Origin of the sequence: Methylobacterium sp. P1-11 (assembly GCF_008329595.1) — a bacterium.
Taxonomy (GTDB): domain Bacteria; phylum Pseudomonadota; class Alphaproteobacteria; order Rhizobiales; family Beijerinckiaceae; genus Methylobacterium.
This window is the reverse complement of record NZ_NPKS01000006.1, coordinates 97,191-112,152: the sequence shown is the minus strand read 5'-3', so window position 1 is coordinate 112,152 and position 14,962 is coordinate 97,191. Positions and strand designations below refer to the sequence as shown.

The 14,962-nt window shown below is 68.7% G+C and carries 14 protein-coding genes; 8 read left to right on the top strand and 6 right to left on the bottom strand.

The features are described 5' to 3' along the window. Positions 1-107: 107 nt before the first annotated feature. From CIW48_RS08315 to CIW48_RS08300, 4 genes are all read right to left on the bottom strand, one after another. The gene (locus CIW48_RS08315; protein ID WP_149310394.1) at positions 108-416 is read right to left on the bottom strand and encodes a hypothetical protein; all 309 of its coding nucleotides are present in this window, start codon (positions 414-416) and stop codon (positions 108-110) included. 250 nt (positions 417-666) lie between these two features. Beyond that, on the bottom strand, positions 667-1,524 hold the full coding sequence (locus CIW48_RS08310) for an alpha/beta fold hydrolase (protein ID WP_149310484.1): 858 nt from the start codon (positions 1,522-1,524) through the stop codon (positions 667-669). Between the two features lie 69 nt (positions 1,525-1,593). Then, on the bottom strand, positions 1,594-1,791 hold the full coding sequence (locus tag CIW48_RS08305) for a hypothetical protein (protein ID WP_149310393.1): 198 nt from the start codon (positions 1,789-1,791) through the stop codon (positions 1,594-1,596). Between the two features lie 123 nt (positions 1,792-1,914). After that, complete coding sequence (locus tag CIW48_RS08300) at positions 1,915-3,648, bottom strand: patatin-like phospholipase family protein (protein WP_149310392.1); 1,734 nt, start codon at positions 3,646-3,648, stop codon at positions 1,915-1,917. Between the two features lie 217 nt (positions 3,649-3,865). Here CIW48_RS08300 and CIW48_RS08295 point away from each other — a divergent pair, with 217 nt between their 5' ends. The 4 genes from CIW48_RS08295 (at position 3,866) to mmsB (ending at position 9,259) form a co-directional block, all read left to right on the top strand. Then, entirely contained in the window at positions 3,866-4,615 is a 750-nt protein-coding gene (locus tag CIW48_RS08295) for an SDR family oxidoreductase (protein WP_091779501.1), read from the top strand. A gap of 719 nt (positions 4,616-5,334) precedes the next feature. Further along, positions 5,335-6,393: a multiple monosaccharide ABC transporter substrate-binding protein gene (gene chvE / locus CIW48_RS08290; RefSeq protein WP_173009224.1), complete on the top strand. Its 1,059-nt coding sequence runs from the start codon at positions 5,335-5,337 to the stop codon at positions 6,391-6,393. Positions 6,394-6,494: 101 nt separating this feature from the next. Further along, positions 6,495-8,030 (top strand): multiple monosaccharide ABC transporter ATP-binding protein, encoded by a 1,536-nt coding sequence (mmsA, locus tag CIW48_RS08285; RefSeq protein ID WP_149310390.1) that lies wholly within the window; start codon positions 6,495-6,497, stop codon positions 8,028-8,030. Continuing rightward, positions 8,027-9,259 (top strand): multiple monosaccharide ABC transporter permease, encoded by a 1,233-nt coding sequence (gene mmsB / locus CIW48_RS08280; RefSeq protein ID WP_149310389.1) that lies wholly within the window; start codon positions 8,027-8,029, stop codon positions 9,257-9,259. The genes mmsA and mmsB overlap by 4 nt, the downstream gene beginning before the upstream one ends. Positions 9,260-9,490: 231 nt before the next feature. Here mmsB and CIW48_RS08275 read toward each other — a convergent pair whose 3' ends face one another. Further along, positions 9,491-10,366 (bottom strand): polyprenyl synthetase family protein, encoded by an 876-nt coding sequence (locus tag CIW48_RS08275; protein WP_246695172.1) that lies wholly within the window; start codon positions 10,364-10,366, stop codon positions 9,491-9,493. Between the two features lie 251 nt (positions 10,367-10,617). Here CIW48_RS08275 and mtgA point away from each other — a divergent pair, with 251 nt between their 5' ends. Both mtgA and CIW48_RS08265 read left to right on the top strand, forming a co-directional pair. After that, positions 10,618-11,268: a monofunctional biosynthetic peptidoglycan transglycosylase gene (gene mtgA / locus CIW48_RS08270; RefSeq protein WP_246695167.1), complete on the top strand. Its 651-nt coding sequence runs from the start codon at positions 10,618-10,620 to the stop codon at positions 11,266-11,268. 62 nt (positions 11,269-11,330) lie between these two features. Beyond that, complete coding sequence (locus tag CIW48_RS08265; protein WP_149310386.1) at positions 11,331-11,975, top strand: hypothetical protein; 645 nt, start codon at positions 11,331-11,333, stop codon at positions 11,973-11,975. Between the two features lie 30 nt (positions 11,976-12,005). Here the strand turns inward: CIW48_RS08265 and CIW48_RS08260 are convergent, their stop codons facing one another. Beyond that, complete coding sequence (locus CIW48_RS08260; protein ID WP_149310385.1) at positions 12,006-13,244, bottom strand: argininosuccinate synthase; 1,239 nt, start codon at positions 13,242-13,244, stop codon at positions 12,006-12,008. A gap of 212 nt (positions 13,245-13,456) precedes the next feature. Between CIW48_RS08260 and CIW48_RS08255 the strand changes: the two genes are divergently transcribed. Together CIW48_RS08255 and CIW48_RS08250 are read left to right on the top strand one after the other, a co-directional pair. Beyond that, positions 13,457-14,083, top strand: a complete 627-nt coding sequence (locus CIW48_RS08255) for a 2-hydroxychromene-2-carboxylate isomerase (RefSeq protein WP_091779469.1) — start codon at positions 13,457-13,459, stop codon at positions 14,081-14,083. Between the two features lie 119 nt (positions 14,084-14,202). Next, positions 14,203-14,889, top strand: coding sequence for a DsbA family protein (locus CIW48_RS08250; protein ID WP_173009223.1), 687 nt, complete (start codon positions 14,203-14,205; stop codon positions 14,887-14,889). Positions 14,890-14,962 lie beyond the last annotated feature (73 nt).

Below are 14,962 nucleotides of genomic sequence, written 5' to 3'. Positions count from 1 at the left end.
GCGCGAGTCGACGCGCCTGGGGAGAAGACGATTCGAAGGCGCATCGTCGGTGGATGGCGCCTGGATCCGACACACGCACAACACAGGATCCAGGCGCGGTCCGGACCTCAGTAGCGCGGGCCGCCGGTCGTGTTGCCGAGCTGCTGCTGGTAGCCCGGGCGCGACGGATTCCGGGCGTTCGGGTTTCCATGGCGCATCGTGTTCATGCGCCGCATCCGGCGCTCGTGGCGGGTCGAGTGATGGCGGTGCATCCGATGGTGCTGCATGCGGTGGTGGTGATGCATCGCCACGGTCTCGACCATGTCGGATCCGCCAAAGCCGGGCTGCGCCCTCGCGGGCGCGGCCTCAGAGGCCACAGTTCCCGCCAGAAGGCCGCCGAAGACCACGCCCGCGGTCAAAAGAGAACGAAAACTCATCGTGGAGTAACTCCGATCAACTCATGCAAGTCACCAGCTAAGAATCTGATGCTCGTCATGTTCCGCATCAGAGAACGAAAAATATCGTGCGGTTCCCGGATGAAGAGCGGATTACAGGCGCTCACCGCGCGTACTCGGCCGCGCCGACGTTGGCACTGTCGGGGCTCGTCCGAGCATTGACCCTATACCTGCAACGTGCCCGCGTGGAATGAGCCCAGCGCTGCGCGTGATCTCCAGGGGGCCCGGCAGCTCAGCGCAGGAACGCGCGGAGTTCCGCGTTGACGGATGCGGGTTCCTCGTGCGCGAGCCAGTGGCTGGCCTGCTCGTACCAGCGGATCCGGCCCGCGTCGCAGATTGCGAGGCTCGCCTCCGCCAAGCCGGGTTGCAGCGCGGTATCCCGCCGACCCCAGAGGATCAGCACCGGCACCCGGACCCGGGGCGGGCTCGCCCGCGGCAGCCGAACCAACGCCCGGTACCAGTTGAGCATGCCGGTCATCGCGCCGGGCTGCAGCCACGCCTCGACGTAGCGGTCGAGGTCCGCGCTCGTGAAGGCGCCGGGGCGGCTGGACGTCGTCAGCGCGCGGCGCAGGGCTCGGCAGCGATCCGCCGTGAGCAGTCGTTCGGGCAGGCGGGGGAGCTGGAACAGGCCGACATAGGTGCTGCGCAGCCATTGGCCGGGATGGTGCCGCATGTAGGCGCCCACCACGGCGGGATGCGGCGCGTTGAGGATCGCCAGCCGGTCGACCCGGTCGGGGTTGCGGCTCGCGACCCACCACGCGACGAGGCCGCCCCAATCATGGCCGACCAGCCGCACCGTGGCGGCGCCACAGGCGTCGGCCAGCGCCAGGACGTCGTCTGCCAGCCGGTCGAGGTGATAGGCGGCGATCCCGGCCGGCTTGTCACTCAGCCCGTAGCCGCGCTGGTCCGGGACGATGACCCGCAGGCCGTCTTCGGCGAGCGGCCCGATCTGATGGCGCCAGCCGTACCAGAATTCCGGGAAGCCGTGCAGCAGGATGGTCGGTGGTCCCGTCTCCAAACCCGCCTCGGCCACGTGCAGGCTGACCTCCGGCCGCGCGACCCGGCGGAATCTCACGCCCGCGCCGTGCATCGCGTCTGCCACTTCGTCATGTCGATCTCCCACCGGCTGAGAACGCGTGCGCGCGCGGGTCCGATCCGCTCAGAAGCCGAGCGTGGCGCAAGCGCCGGCTTCCGGAGAGAGCTGGTCTCGCAGGCGGTCCGGCGCCGTGCGCGTCCAGAGGCACAGCAGCACGAAGGCGGCGCCGTGCAGCAGCGCTTGCGGTGCGGAGCGGTCGGCCGCGGCGTCCCGGACCTGCTCACGACCGGGGACGACGGGAGGCGTGGCGAGGTGGGTCATGGCTCTGATCTCCAAAGGTCGTCTGACAGACGTCTTGGGGACGTCGTGTGGAAGGGATCGGAGCCGCCGGCTCAGGGTTACAGGTCCCGCAGCGGCGACCGTGCGCTGCCGCACGCGGACATCTCACCGCAGCGGGTCGAGCCAGCGCGCCAGCGTGCCGGACGCGATCCCGGCGCGGGTTTCCCGGTAGCCGAGCTCCGCCGATTCCCGGAAGCGTGACCAACCCCGCAGATCAATTCCGGACAGCTGGGGCTTGAGCACGGCGGTCGCGTGGGCCGCCGCCATCAGGCTCTGGGCGTCGCTCGATACGGTGGCGGCGCGCAGCAGCAGTGGTGCCAGGCCCGGCATCGCCAGCGGCGAGCCGATCAGCTTGCGCATGATCCTGCCGCTCCAACCGCGCCGCGGCATGTCCTGGAACGCCCGGTCGGTCCCGACATCGACGGCCAGAACCGGGCCGCGCTCGAGCCCGGCGGCGACGTCGGCCGGGAGGTTGTTCATCATCCCGCCATCCACCAGGACACCCTCGTCGCAGAGCACCGGCGGCAGCAGGCCGGGAATCGCGATGCTGGCCCGCAGGGCCTTCGGCAAGTCGCCCGAGCGGTGCACCATGGTGTTGCCGGTGGTCAGGTTCGACGAGACGCAGAAGAACGGCAGCCAGAGATCCTCGATGCGCACGCCGCCGTAGCGCGCGGCGAGGCCGGCATCGACCTTGGCGCCGCGGGTCAGCGCGTGCAGCGGCAGGGTGTAGTCGTTGATCGGGTTGCTGGTGGCGAAGAACGCCTCGATCTGCGCCTGGATCTCCGCCACGCCCCAGCCCATGGCGAGGCTCGCCGCGATGATCGCCCCCATGCTGGTCCCGCCGACGAAATCCGGCGCGCAGGACGCCTCGTCGAGGGCCTTGAGCACCCCGAGATGGGCGAGCCCCCGCGCCCCGCCCCCGCCGAGGACGAGGCCCCGCGCGGCGCCGCTGGCGAGCCGGGCGAGGCGGTGCAGATCCCCCTGGTTGCCGTCCCGAAGCTGGATCCGCATGGCCGTGGGCAAGGCGGCCACCTCCGGATGCAGAGGCTTCGGGCGGCAGGCTGCGGGATCCTGGAGGACGACGAGGTCCATGCGGATCCAGTCGGAGCGCACCCGCTCGAGATAGGCGGCCACGCCCGGTCGCGGCGCTGCGCCGGGCTCGGCCAGGAGCAGGACATGGTCACCGCGCCGCTGGCTCTGGCGGCACCAGGGGCAGTCGATCTCGTGCGCCGCGAAGATCGTGCGCGTGTGGTCGCCCTCGAAGGCCTGGAACCACGCCTCGTCGGCGCCCTCCGGCCAGTCGGTGAGGCAGCCGGTCGTGCCGGGCAGCAGGGCGTCGAACGCGGCGGCGAGCTGCCGCGCCACCCGCGCCGGATCGAGCCCCTCCGTCACGGACAGGATCGTGAAGATCCGCGGCGCGTGGTGGACCGAGTAGCCGTCGTGGGTCGCCCGCAGACGGTCGGCCAGCATCCGGGCGAAGTAGAGGAGCGTGTGCGGATGTTCGGCGATCACCGCCTCGAAGGCGTCGCGAGTGAGCCGCAGGAGGTGCGAATCGCGCAGGGCCATCACGGTGGCCGCCCGCGGCGCGTCCGAGAGCAGCGCCATCTCGCCGAAGGTCTCCGGCGGTCGGAGGCGCGCGATTCGGGTCGGCCGCCCCGCATGGTCGCGGGCCGAGATGCCGACCGCGCCCGAGACCAGCGTGTAGAGCGCGTCTCCGGTCTCGCCCTGCTCGAAGAGGGTCCGGCCGCCCGGCACCGCCAGCGGCACCATGCGGGCTCGTATGGCCGCGACCGCCGACTCTTCGAGGCCGGCCAGGAACGGGATCTCGGGCCCGCTCACGCTGGAACCACCGCGTCCATCGTCCTGTACAGGCCTGCCGACGAACCCAGCGCCATCGTCCCGTTCCCCTCCCGTATCCGATGTGTTTCGCACCACCATAGCGCACTGCGCGCGCCGGTACGCCCCGTGACCGCTTCCCGCATCTGAAACGCCGATCCCTTCGCGCGGCGTCGGCCATCCGCTACAGGCGGAGCAACACCGAAACCGGGAGGAATGCATGTCGAAGGCACAGCGGATCGCGATCGTGACCGGGGCCGGGACGGGTGTCGGCAAGGCCGCTGCCCTGGCGCTCGCCGGCGCCGGATGGCGCGTCGTGCTCTCCGGGCGGCGTCAGGCCCTCCTCGACGAGGTCGCCGCGCAGATCGGCCACGGGGCCCTGGCGGTCTCCACCGACGTGACCGATCCGGATTCGATCGCCGCCCTGTTCGCCCGCACGCGGGCGGAGTTCGGGCGGCTCGACCTGCTGTTCAACAATGCGGGGATCGGAGCCCCGGCGGTTCCGCTGGAGGATCTGCCCCTCGAGACCTGGCGGCAGGTGGTCGACACCAACCTCACCGCCCTGTTCCTGTGCACGCAGCACGCCTTCCGGATCATGCGCGACCAGGATCCCCGCGGCGGCCGGATCATCAACAACGGCTCGATCTCGGCCCACGCGCCCCGGCCGAATTCCATCGCCTACACGGCGACCAAGCACGCCGTGACCGGGCTGACCAAGGCGACCTCCCTCGACGGGCGCGCCTACGACATCGCCTGCGGCCAGATCGACATCGGCAACGCCGACACGCCGATGGGCGGCAAGATGAAGGCCGGCGTGCCCCAGGCGGACGGTTCCCTCCGGGCCGAGGCGGTGATGGACCCGGACCATGTCGGCCAGGCGGTTCTCACCATGGCGAGCCTGCCGCTCGAGGCCAACGTGCAGTTCATGACCATCATGGCCACCAAGATGCCGTTCGTCGGCCGCGGCTGAGCCGGCCCCGGCGCCGAGATCCAGCGTGGAGGCGCCCCCGAACCAGGCTTTCAGAGCCTGTTCGGGACGGGTGTCGGGCCCATGATCGCCGGTTGAGGGCGCTGCCGGAGCCGCCACCGTGAGCCTCGTTCGGATGCGTTTTCCGAGATCGAGAGGGCTCCGACGGAGCGCCCAGGTCGGACGCCGGCCGGCGCTCGGGCACCCTGCACAGGACGGACGCCGCCTGCGAATCCCACGCGAAGGACATAAGACGGAGCATTCCCTGCTCCGGACTCGCGATGCGCCGGCCATTGCCGTCGCGCGGGTTTATCTGCCGCTCAGCCATGCGACCACAGTCGCGCTTTTGGGCGCACAACATCGCCTCGCTGATTGACGGTCCAGACCATAACTCATACAAATCGTTCGGCGGGATCGTTCCGGTCGCGCCCGGGCTCCTGCGCGGAGAGGGCAAGACAGGCTGACACAAAGATCCTTGTGGCTGGATCGATCAAGTGCAGACGGTGTTATTGAACCGGTCAGAGTTCTGCATGGCAATGATGGAAGATAAAATGATCTAATGTGTTGCCAATTTTCCATGATTAATAATCGATCACCGCTGATTATTGTTTCCTAAATTTTAAAAACAGATTATTAAATTAAAAAGTCGATTTGTTTAACATAGCGGCGCGAATAAGACCGAACAGTTGCAAATAAAGGGGGGAATCATGGTCGCGAAAAGGATGTTTTCCCGGCTCTTGCTGGCTGCGTCGCTTCTGGGTGGGCACGCCGTTGGACCGGCGCAGGCGGCGCGTGGTGATTCGATCGGGGTCGCCATGCCCACGAAGTCGTCGCAGCGCTGGATCGACGACGGTAACAACATCGTCCGGCTGCTCAAGGAGAAGGGCTACAAGCCGGATCTTCAATATGCGGATGACGACATCCCCACGCAGCTCGCTCAGATCGAGAACATGCTCACCAAGGGCGTAAAGGCCCTGGTGATCGCCTCCATCGACGGTACGACCCTCAGCGATGTGCTGGCGAAGGCGAGCGAGCGCGGCGTCAAGGTCATTGCCTATGACCGGCTCATCAGGGGCACGCCCAATGTCGATTACTACGCCACCTTCGACAACTATAAGGTTGGTGTCCAGCAGGCCACCTCCATTGTCGACGCCCTCGGGCTGAAGGAGGGAAAAGGACCGTTCACCATCGAGCTGTTCGGCGGTTCGCCGGACGACAATAACGCATACTTTTTCTACGACGGCGCCGTGTCGGTGCTGAAACCCTACCTCGATGCGAAGAAGCTCGTGGTGCGGTCGGGCCAGTTCGGCATGGACAAGGTGTCGACCCTGCGCTGGGATCCGGCGACCGCCCAGGCCCGGATGGATAACCTGCTCTCGGCCTATTACGGCAACGCCCATCTCGACGCGGTGCTCTCGCCCTATGACGGCATCTCCACGGCCATCCTCTCCTCGGTGAAGAGCGTCGGCTACGGCTCCGGCGCCGTGTCGCTGCCGGTGGTCAGCGGCCAGGATGCCGAGCTGCAATCGGTCAAGTCGATCATCGCGGGCGAGCAGACCGCGACCATCTTCAAGGACACGCGGGATCTGGCGAAGGTCACCGTGGCGATGATCGACGCCCTGGAGGCCGGCCGACAGCCCGAGGTCAACGATTCGAAGACCTACGACAACGGCAAGAAGATTGTTCCCTCCTACCTGCTGACGCCGGTGATCGTCACCAAGGCCAACTGGAAGTCGGCTCTGGTCGATACGGGCTACTACACCCTCGAACAGCTCAAGTGATCGACGCTGCGGCGGAGCGCGACCGCTCCGTCCGGTCCCATCCCCGCGCCACCATGGCTGGCGCGGGGTCCGAACGTGCAGTCCGAGCTGGTAGGCGCCGCATGCAGCCCGTCCTCGAAATGCGGGGGATCTCCAAGACCTTCCCCGGCGTGAAGGCCCTTGACGACGTCAACCTCACCGTCGAGCCCGCCGAGATCCTCGCCCTGGTCGGCGAGAACGGCGCCGGGAAATCGACGCTGATGAAGGTCCTGAGCGGCGTCTATCCCCACGGAGCCTACGCGGGCGACATCACCTATGAGGGCCGGCCCGGCCATTTCCGGGATATCTCCGACAGCGAACGCCGTGGGATCGTGATCATCCACCAGGAACTCGCCCTGGTGCCCTACCTGTCGATCGCCGAGAACATCTTCCTCGGCAACGAGCAGGCCCGGTTCGGGATCATCGACCAGGGCCGGGTCTATGCCCGCGCCCGCGAATTGATGGCGATGGTGGGGCTCGACGAGAGCCCCGACACCCTCGTCACCCATCTCGGCGTCGGCAAACAGCAGCTCGTGGAGATCGCCAAGGCCATCGCCAAGAAGGTCAAGCTGCTGATCCTCGACGAACCGACGGCATCCTTGAGCGAGACGGACAGCGAGGCCCTGCTGCAGCTTCTGCTGCGCTTCAAGGCTCGGGGCATCGCCTCGATCCTGATCTCCCATAAGCTCAACGAGATCGCCAGAGTGGCCGACCGGATCACCGTCCTGCGCGACGGCACCACCGTCGAGACGCTCGATTGCCGCAATGGCGCGATCGACGAGGACCGCATCATCCGGGCGATGGTCGGCCGCACGCTGGAGAACCGCTATCCGGTGCGCGCGCCGCGGATCGGCGACGTGCTGATGGAGGTGCGCGACTGGACGGTCCACCACCCCGTCCATGCCGACCGGGTGGTGGTGCGCAATGTCGGCCTGACCCTGCGCAGGGGCGAGATCGTCGGGGTCGCCGGCCTGATGGGCTCGGGCCGGACGGAACTCGCCATGAGCCTCTTCGGCCGGTCCTACGGCCAGGGCATCCGCGGCACCGTCCGGATCGACGGTGCGGAGGTCGACGTCTCGACGATCGAGCGGGCGATCGCGGCGGGCATCGCCTACGTCACCGAGGATCGCAAGCAGCTCGGGCTGGTGCTGGGCGAGGATATCGCCCGGAACACGACGCTCGCGAATCTCCCTGGGATCTCCACCGCCGCGGTGATCGACGAGGCGGTCGAGCACCGGGTCGCCACCGGCTTCCGCACGAAGATGCGCATCCGCTCCTTCGGGGTGACGCAGCGGACCGTGAACCTGTCCGGCGGAAATCAGCAGAAGGTCGTGCTGAGCAAGTGGCTGTTCACCCAGCCCAAGGTGCTGATCCTCGACGAGCCGACCCGCGGCATCGATGTCGGCGCCAAATACGAAATCTACAGCATCATCAACGAACTGGCCGAGGACGGGCGCGGCGTCCTGATGATCTCGTCCGAGATGTCGGAGCTGCTCGGCCTCTGCGACCGCATCTACGTGATGAACGAGGGACGCTTCGTGGCCGAGTTCCCGCGGGTCGAGGCCAGCCAGGAAGCGATCATGCGCGCAATCATGCGCTCCAAGGGCCTGAACGGATGACCGACATCACGGCGAGCAAGTCCATGAAGCCCGGCGGCGACCTCTTCTCGGGCGGCGCGGCCGCGGGCGAGCCACAGGGCCGGCGGCGCGAACGCCTGCTGATGGCGCAGCTGCGCGCCTACGGGCTGATCTTCGCGCTCGCGATCATCACGCTGTTCTTCGAGGTCGCGACCGGCGGCGTCCTGTTCCAGCCGCTGAACCTGACCAACCTGATTCTCCAGAACGGCTACGTCGTCGTGATGGCGCTCGGGATGCTGCTGGTCATCGTGGCCGGACATATCGACCTGTCGATCGGCTCCGCGGTCGGCTTTATGGGGGCGCTCGCGGCCCTGCTGATGGTGCGCTTTCAGGTCGACCCGCTGACCGCGACCGCCCTGTGTCTGGTGGTCGGCGCGATCATCGGCGGGGTACAGGGCTACTTCGTGGCCTATCTCGCCATCCCGAGCTTCATCGTGACCCTGGCCGGGATGCTGGTCTTCCGGGGCCTGACGCAGGCGCTCCTCCAGGGCGCCTCGATCGGCCCCTTCCCGGACGTGTTCCAGCTGCTTTCCAAGGGGTTCCTGGCCAATTTCGCCGGGCCCTGGACCGCGCTCCTGATCGCGTTCGGCGTCACCGCGCTTCTGATCGGCCTGAACTGGCGGAGCCGGCAGGCGCGGATCCGGGCGGAGGGCCCGGCCGAGTCCCTCGCGTCCTTCATCTTCCGCAACGGCGTGACCGCGACGCTGATGCTCGCCTTCGCGTATCAGATGAGCGCCTATCGCGGCCTGCCCAACGTCCTGCTCGTCATGTTCGCCCTGGTGATGCTCTATCACTTCATCACCATGCGGACGACGATCGGACGCCGGATCTACGCGCTCGGCGGCAACATCAAGGCCGCTCGCCTGTCCGGGATCAAGACAGAGCGGCTCACCTTCCTGACCTTCGCCAATATGGGCGCGTTGGCGGGGCTCGCCGGGATGATCTTCGTAGCCCGGCTCAACACCGCGAACTCGAAGGCCGGCGTCGGGTTCGAACTCGACGTGATCGCGGCCTGCTTCATCGGCGGCGCCTCGGCGGCCGGCGGCATCGGCAAGGTCTCGGGCGTCGTCATCGGTGCCTTCATCATCGGCATCATGAACAACGGGATGTCGATGCTCGGGATCGGCGTCGACTACCAGCAGGTGATCAAGGGCGTCGTCCTACTCGCCGCCGTCTGCCTCGACGTCCACAACAAGAACAACCGGCTCTGAGGGCTGCACAAGCTCCGACGCACCGGATCATGTCCGCGTCAGGCGGATCCAGGCGAAGCAGCGCGGATCCACCTTCGCGAGCGGAGCGACGCAATCCGGCACCGCCACGCTCGGAGACGGTGCGCTGCCCCGGGCCGCTTCGCTGCGCGTGCGATAATGGACCGACAGGGCCGCCGTGCCCTCGCATCGCGGCGCCGCCGAGGCCGTGCGCGGATATCCCCGCCGGTAAGGTCAGGTCTTGCGGGCGACCGTGAAGCGGGCGGCATCCCGGAGGACGCGGGCACCCTCCCCCCAGGACGACACCGCGTCCTCGCAGACGCCGACGAGCCGGTCGCATTCGGCGCGGGCACCGTCGATGCCGAGACGGTCGACGAGCGTCGCCTTGCCGGCCTCCTTGTCCTTGCCGGTGGCCTTGCCCATGGCTTCGGGTGAGGCTTCCCGGTCGAGGATGTCGTCGGCGATCTGGAAGGCTTGGCCCAAAGCGAGCCCGTAGCGCAGGAGGGCCGCCCGCTGGCCCTCGTCGGCGCCGCCGACGATCGCGCCGGCCTCCACCGAGAAGGCCAGGATCGCCCCGGTCTTCATCGCCTGCATCCGCAGGGTGTCGTCCACGTCCATGTTGGCCACGCCGAACCGGCCCTCGGCGGTCAGGTCGAGGAGCTGGCCACCGACCATGCCGCCGAGGCCCGAGGCGCGGGCGAGGCCGAGCACGAGATCGGCGCGGATGCGCGCATCCGGCTGCCAGGTCGGATCGGCGACGATCTCGAAGGCCAGCGTCTGCAGGGCGTCGCCGACCAGGATCGCGGTGGCCTCATCGTAGGCCTTGTGCACGGTCGGCTTGCCGCGGCGCATGTCGTCGTCGTCCATGGCCGGCAGATCGTCGTGGACGAGGCTGTAGCAATGGACCAGCTCGACGCCGGCCCCGGCGGCCAGGGCCGCGGCCTCCGAACCGCCGAGCATCCGGGCGGTCTCGATGGCCAGGAACGGCCGGAGACGCTTGCCGCCGCCGAGCACCGCATGGCGCATGGCTTCCATCAGGCGCGGCGGCCGGGCGATCTCGCCGGCGCCGAGCGTGGGGCCGAGCCGCTCAACCAGGAAGGTCTCGACCATCCCGGCGACCTCCGTCAACCTGTGGGTAAAATCGGCGGCCGGCGTGACTGCCTTGACCGAACCGGTCGGTGCCTGCGTTGAGGGGGTCGGGGTCATCGGGCTTACGTCCGGTCCTGGCCTTGCGAAAACCAATCGGGTGTCAGTTGGGCGGGGACGGACTCACGGTGGATGGGGCTCGACGCAGGCGGGAGACGGCAGGTCGAGACCTTCCACTCGCGCGCCCGCGCCGTTCCCGCCGCGTCCGCCAGGCCGTGGGAGCGCTGCTGCTGCTCCCCGCCGTCGGGTTCGTCCTCGCGCTGACGTTGGCGCTCGTCTATAGCGCGGTGATGCCGCCGTCGACCCTGATGCTCGGGCGATGGGTGACGCTTCAACCGGTGAACTGGGATCCGGTCCCGCTCTCCGCCGTCGCGCCGGCCCTGACCCAGGCCGTGATCGCCTCGGAGGATCAGCGCTTCTGCCTGGATCACGGTGTCGATTTCGGCGCGATTCGCGACGTCGTCGAGGACGAGGATTCGCCGAACCGCGGCGCCTCGACGATCGCCATGCAGACGGTGAAGAACGTCTTCCTGTGGCCGGGCCGATCCTACATCCGCAAGGCCATCGAGATCCCGCTGGCGCTGACGCTCGACACGCTCTGGGGCAAGCGCCGGATGATGGAGATCTACCTCAACGTCGCCGAGTGGGGCGACGGGATCTACGGGGCGCAGGCCGCGAGCCGGCACTGGTTCGGCAAGGATGCCAGCCGGCTGAACCGGGGCGAGGCCGCTCTCCTCGCCGCCGTCCTGCCGAACCCGATCACCCGCAGCGCCGGCCGGCCCTCGCCCGGCGTGCGCCGCAGGGCCGCACGGATCCAGGGCCTGATGGGGCAGGTCGACGGGCTCACGGGCTGCCTGCGGCGGTAGCAGGGGCCCGCGGGCCTCTGTAAGACGGGCCTTCGAAACGCGGGACCCGGGGCCGATACACGATGAGCGATGCCGTCTACGACCTGAGCCTGGAGCGCATCGCCCTGATCCGCCGGATGGTCGTCGCCTGGGGCGGCGTCGAGCCGGGGGCGCCGACCATCCACCCGGCGGCGCCCTACGGCAGCCTGGACCGCGACGGCGACATCGCCAACGTCACCGGCGACGACGAGGGGGCCGAGGAGGAGCACCGGGCGCTCGAGGACGGCCTCGCCGTCTTCATCCAGAATGCGCAACTGAAGCCGGGCCGGTACCAGTACCACAACGGTCTGGCGAAGCTCGATCCGGGCGCGGTTGGCGACGTCTTCCGGGACGCGGCGACCGGCGAGACGCCGGACGTCATCACCTTCGCGGTGACCCCGGAGCACCTCGCCCTGATCCGGCGGCTCAATGTCGGCTGGAACGCCGCGCAGGGGGTTCCGCACGTCGATCCGCAGCGGCCCTACGGCGAAGAGGGACCCTACAGCGCCGTCATGCGGCGCCATCTCGCCGCCGTGCCTGGGGCAGCCGCGAACGACGACGAGGATGCGGAGACGCGGCTGGTCCGGCTCCATCGCGAGCTGCAGCCGGCCCTGCAGATCTTCCTGCGCTACGCCGATCTCGGGCCCGGCGACTTCCGTCGGGCGGCCGCGCGCTGGGAGCCCGCCTGACTCTTCGCGGCCTCGGCGGGCCCGAGGGACTCAGCCCTCGCGCTTCTTGCGCTGCGCCAGCGTGCGCAGCCGCAGGGCGTTGAGCTTGATGAAGCCCGCCGCGTCGCGGTGGTCGTAGGCGACGGCGCCCTCCTCGAAGGTCACGAGATCCTGGTCGTAGAGCGAGTGCGGGCTCTCGCGGCCGATCACGTGGACTCCGCCCTTGTAGAGCTTCAGCCGCACCGTGCCGGTGACCTTCTCCTGGCTCCTGTCGATCAGGGCCTGGATCATCTCGCGCTCCGGCGAGAACCAGAAGCCGTTGTAGATCAACTCCGCGTATTGCGGCATGAGCTGGTCCTTGAGGTGCGCGGCGCCCCGGTCCAGCGTGATCGACTCGATGGCGCGGTGGGCCGGCAGCAGGATCGTACCACCGGGCGTCTCGTACATGCCGCGGCTCTTCATGCCGACGAAGCGGTTCTCCACGAGGTCGAGCCGGCCGATGCCGTTCGCGCGGCCGAGCTCGTTGAGCTTGGCCAGCAGGCTCGCGGGCGACAGCGTCTCTCCGTCGATCGACACCGCGTCGCCGCGCTCGAAGCCGATCGTGATGAGCGTCGGCTGATCGGGCGCTTCCTCGGGGGAGAGGGTGCGCGAGTAGACGTAGTCCGGCACCTCGACGGCCGGATCCTCCAGAACCTTGCCCTCCGAGGACGCGTGCAGGAGGTTGGCGTCGACCGAGAACGGGCTCTCGCCGCGCTTGTCCTTGGCGATCGGAATCTGGTGCTGCTCGGCGAAGGCGATGAGTTGCTCGCGGGAGCGCAGGTCCCATTCCCGCCAGGGCGCGATCACCGTCACGTCCGGCTTCAGGGCGTAATAGCCGAGTTCGAACCGGACCTGATCGTTCCCCTTGCCGGTGGCGCCGTGGCAGACCGCGTCGGCGCCGACACGTTCGGCGATCTCGATCTGCTTCTTGGCGATCAGTGGCCGGGCGATCGAGGTGCCGAGCAGGTACACGCCCTCGTAGACCGCGTTCGCCCGGAACATCGGGAAGACGTAATCGCGGACGAATTCCTCGCGCAAATCCTCGATGTAGATGTTCTCGGGCTTGATGCCGAGCAGCTCAGCCTTCCGACGGGCGGGCTCCAGCTCCTCCCCCTGGCCGAGATCGGCCGTGAAGGTCACGACTTCGCAGCCGTAGGTGGTCTGCAGCCACTTCAGGATGATCGATGTGTCGAGGCCGCCGGAATAGGCCAGCACGACCTTCTTCACAGGGCTCTTCGCGGGGACGGACATGCGGCTTCCGGAACTGGGCGAGGGATCTGGCTCGGCGTCCGCGGCTTATCGCGGGTATCACCGGCCTGCAACCGGCGTGCCGTCTCGCGCGTAGCCCAGATGCCGGAGGATCGGCCGCGTTTCGCCTCACGGCGGCCTTGCGGCTGTGTCAGAAACGGCGCCGGCGTTGCCAGTCGTCATCGCCGCGAGAGTGCATCGGAGAAGCGAAGTCTATGGCGCGCCAGCCAATTCTGGAGTTCTGGTACGAATTCGCCTCCACCTACTCCTACCTCGCGGCCATGCGCGTCGAGGCCGCTGCCGCCGAGGCGGGCGTGGCGATCCGGTGGCGCCCGTTCCTGGTCGGGCCGCTCTTTGCCGCGCAGGGCTGGACCACCTCGCCGTTCAACCTCTACGCGGCCAAGGGCAAGAACATGTGGCGGGACGTCGAGCGCGAGGCCGCGCGCCTCGGCCTGCCGCCAGTGACCCGCCCCGCCCAATTTCCACAGAACAGCCTCAGCGCCGTGCGGGTCGCCATCCTCGGCCAGGACCAGGACTGGCTGGTCCCGTTCTCGAAGGCGGTGTTCACCGCCAGCTTCGCCGAGGGGCGCTCCATCGCGGAGCCGGCGGCGGTGGCGGAGATCCTCGATTCGCTCGGCCTCGACGGGACGCAGACCGTGCGAGCCGCTGCCGCCGAAGCCAACAAGACCAAGCTGCGGGTCAGTGTCGAGGAGGCGCGCTCCCGCGGGATCTACGGGGCGCCGACCTTCCTGGCGGATGACGGCGAGCTGTTCTGGGGCAACGATCGGCTGGAGCAGGCGCTGTCCTGGGCAGCCGGCGAGCGGCCGAAGGGGCTGCGGTAGGGCCGCGTTCACGCCCATTCGCCATCAAACCGACTCGACCCCCTGGTTCTGGTCCGGCCCCGCTTCGGCGCGGCCGGGGCGGGACAGCGATGCCCCGGACGAGTCCCATGTCTGCTTCCATGCCTGTTTCGCGACGCCTCCTCCTCGCCGCAGTCGCCACCCTCGGTGCCGGCGTGATGCCCGTCCGGGCGCAATCCTATGGCCAGCGCGTTCCCGTGACCGGCGACGACGGCAAGGCGGTGGCGAACTCGATCCTGCCGGGCGAGATCACCGGGCAGATCCCGGCCCTGCGCGGCGTCACCTATGTCGGCCCGCGGGAAGCGGGCACCACGCTCTACGAGTTCTTCGACTTCAACTGCCCCTATTGCCGGAAGGCCGCCGCCGACGTGGTCGCCCTGCACGACAGCGACCCGGAACTGCGCATCGGGCTTGTCCACAACCCGATCCTGTCACCGCAGTCGGCCCAGGCCGCCAAGGTGATGCTGGCGGTGCAGCGCAAGCTCGGCTCGGAGGCCGCGTGGCACTTCTATCAGACGCTGCTCGGCAAGCCCGGCCGCATCGATGGGCCCGGGGCGCTCGCCGTCGCCGCCACGCTGGGGATCCCCCAGGCGGAGGTCGAGGAGATCGCCGACAGCGAGGAGGTGCGCGCGGCGCTCAAGAGCCAGATGCGCATGGCGGCCGATCTCGGCCTCTACGCAACTCCGTCCTACGTCCTCGGCAACAGCGGTATCCTCGGACATCCCGGCGCCCGCGCCATGGCGAAGATGATCGCGAGCGTCCGGCGCTGCGACCGGCTTGCGTGCTGAGCCCCTAATGCTGGGGCGCGCCTGGAGCGCCTCCTGCGTCACACTTCCGCCGTCGTGACGCGCTGCGCGCGGC

What these genes read in the sequence shown, in the direction of transcription:
- CIW48_RS08255 (WP_091779469.1), top strand. Translation starts at nt 13,457, where the DNA reads ATGGCGCGCCAGCCAATTCTGGAGTTCTGGTACGAATTCGCCTCCACC.
- chvE (WP_173009224.1), top strand. Translation starts at nt 5,335, where the DNA reads ATGTTTTCCCGGCTCTTGCTGGCTGCGTCGCTTCTGGGTGGGCACGCC.
- CIW48_RS08295 (WP_091779501.1), top strand. Translation starts at nt 3,866, where the DNA reads ATGTCGAAGGCACAGCGGATCGCGATCGTGACCGGGGCCGGGACGGGT.
- CIW48_RS08310 (WP_149310484.1), bottom strand. Translation starts at nt 1,524, where the DNA reads ATGCACGGCGCGGGCGTGAGATTCCGCCGGGTCGCGCGGCCGGAGGTC.
- CIW48_RS08265 (WP_149310386.1), top strand. Translation starts at nt 11,331, where the DNA reads ATGAGCGATGCCGTCTACGACCTGAGCCTGGAGCGCATCGCCCTGATC.
- CIW48_RS08260 (WP_149310385.1), bottom strand. Translation starts at nt 13,244, where the DNA reads ATGTCCGTCCCCGCGAAGAGCCCTGTGAAGAAGGTCGTGCTGGCCTAT.
- CIW48_RS08275 (WP_246695172.1), bottom strand. Translation starts at nt 10,366, where the DNA reads ATGGTCGAGACCTTCCTGGTTGAGCGGCTCGGCCCCACGCTCGGCGCC.
- mmsB (WP_149310389.1), top strand. Translation starts at nt 8,027, where the DNA reads ATGACCGACATCACGGCGAGCAAGTCCATGAAGCCCGGCGGCGACCTC.
- mmsA (WP_149310390.1), top strand. Translation starts at nt 6,495, where the DNA reads ATGCAGCCCGTCCTCGAAATGCGGGGGATCTCCAAGACCTTCCCCGGC.
- CIW48_RS08305 (WP_149310393.1), bottom strand. Translation starts at nt 1,791, where the DNA reads ATGACCCACCTCGCCACGCCTCCCGTCGTCCCCGGTCGTGAGCAGGTC.
- CIW48_RS08315 (WP_149310394.1), bottom strand. Translation starts at nt 416, where the DNA reads ATGAGTTTTCGTTCTCTTTTGACCGCGGGCGTGGTCTTCGGCGGCCTT.
- CIW48_RS08250 (WP_173009223.1), top strand. Translation starts at nt 14,203, where the DNA reads ATGCCTGTTTCGCGACGCCTCCTCCTCGCCGCAGTCGCCACCCTCGGT.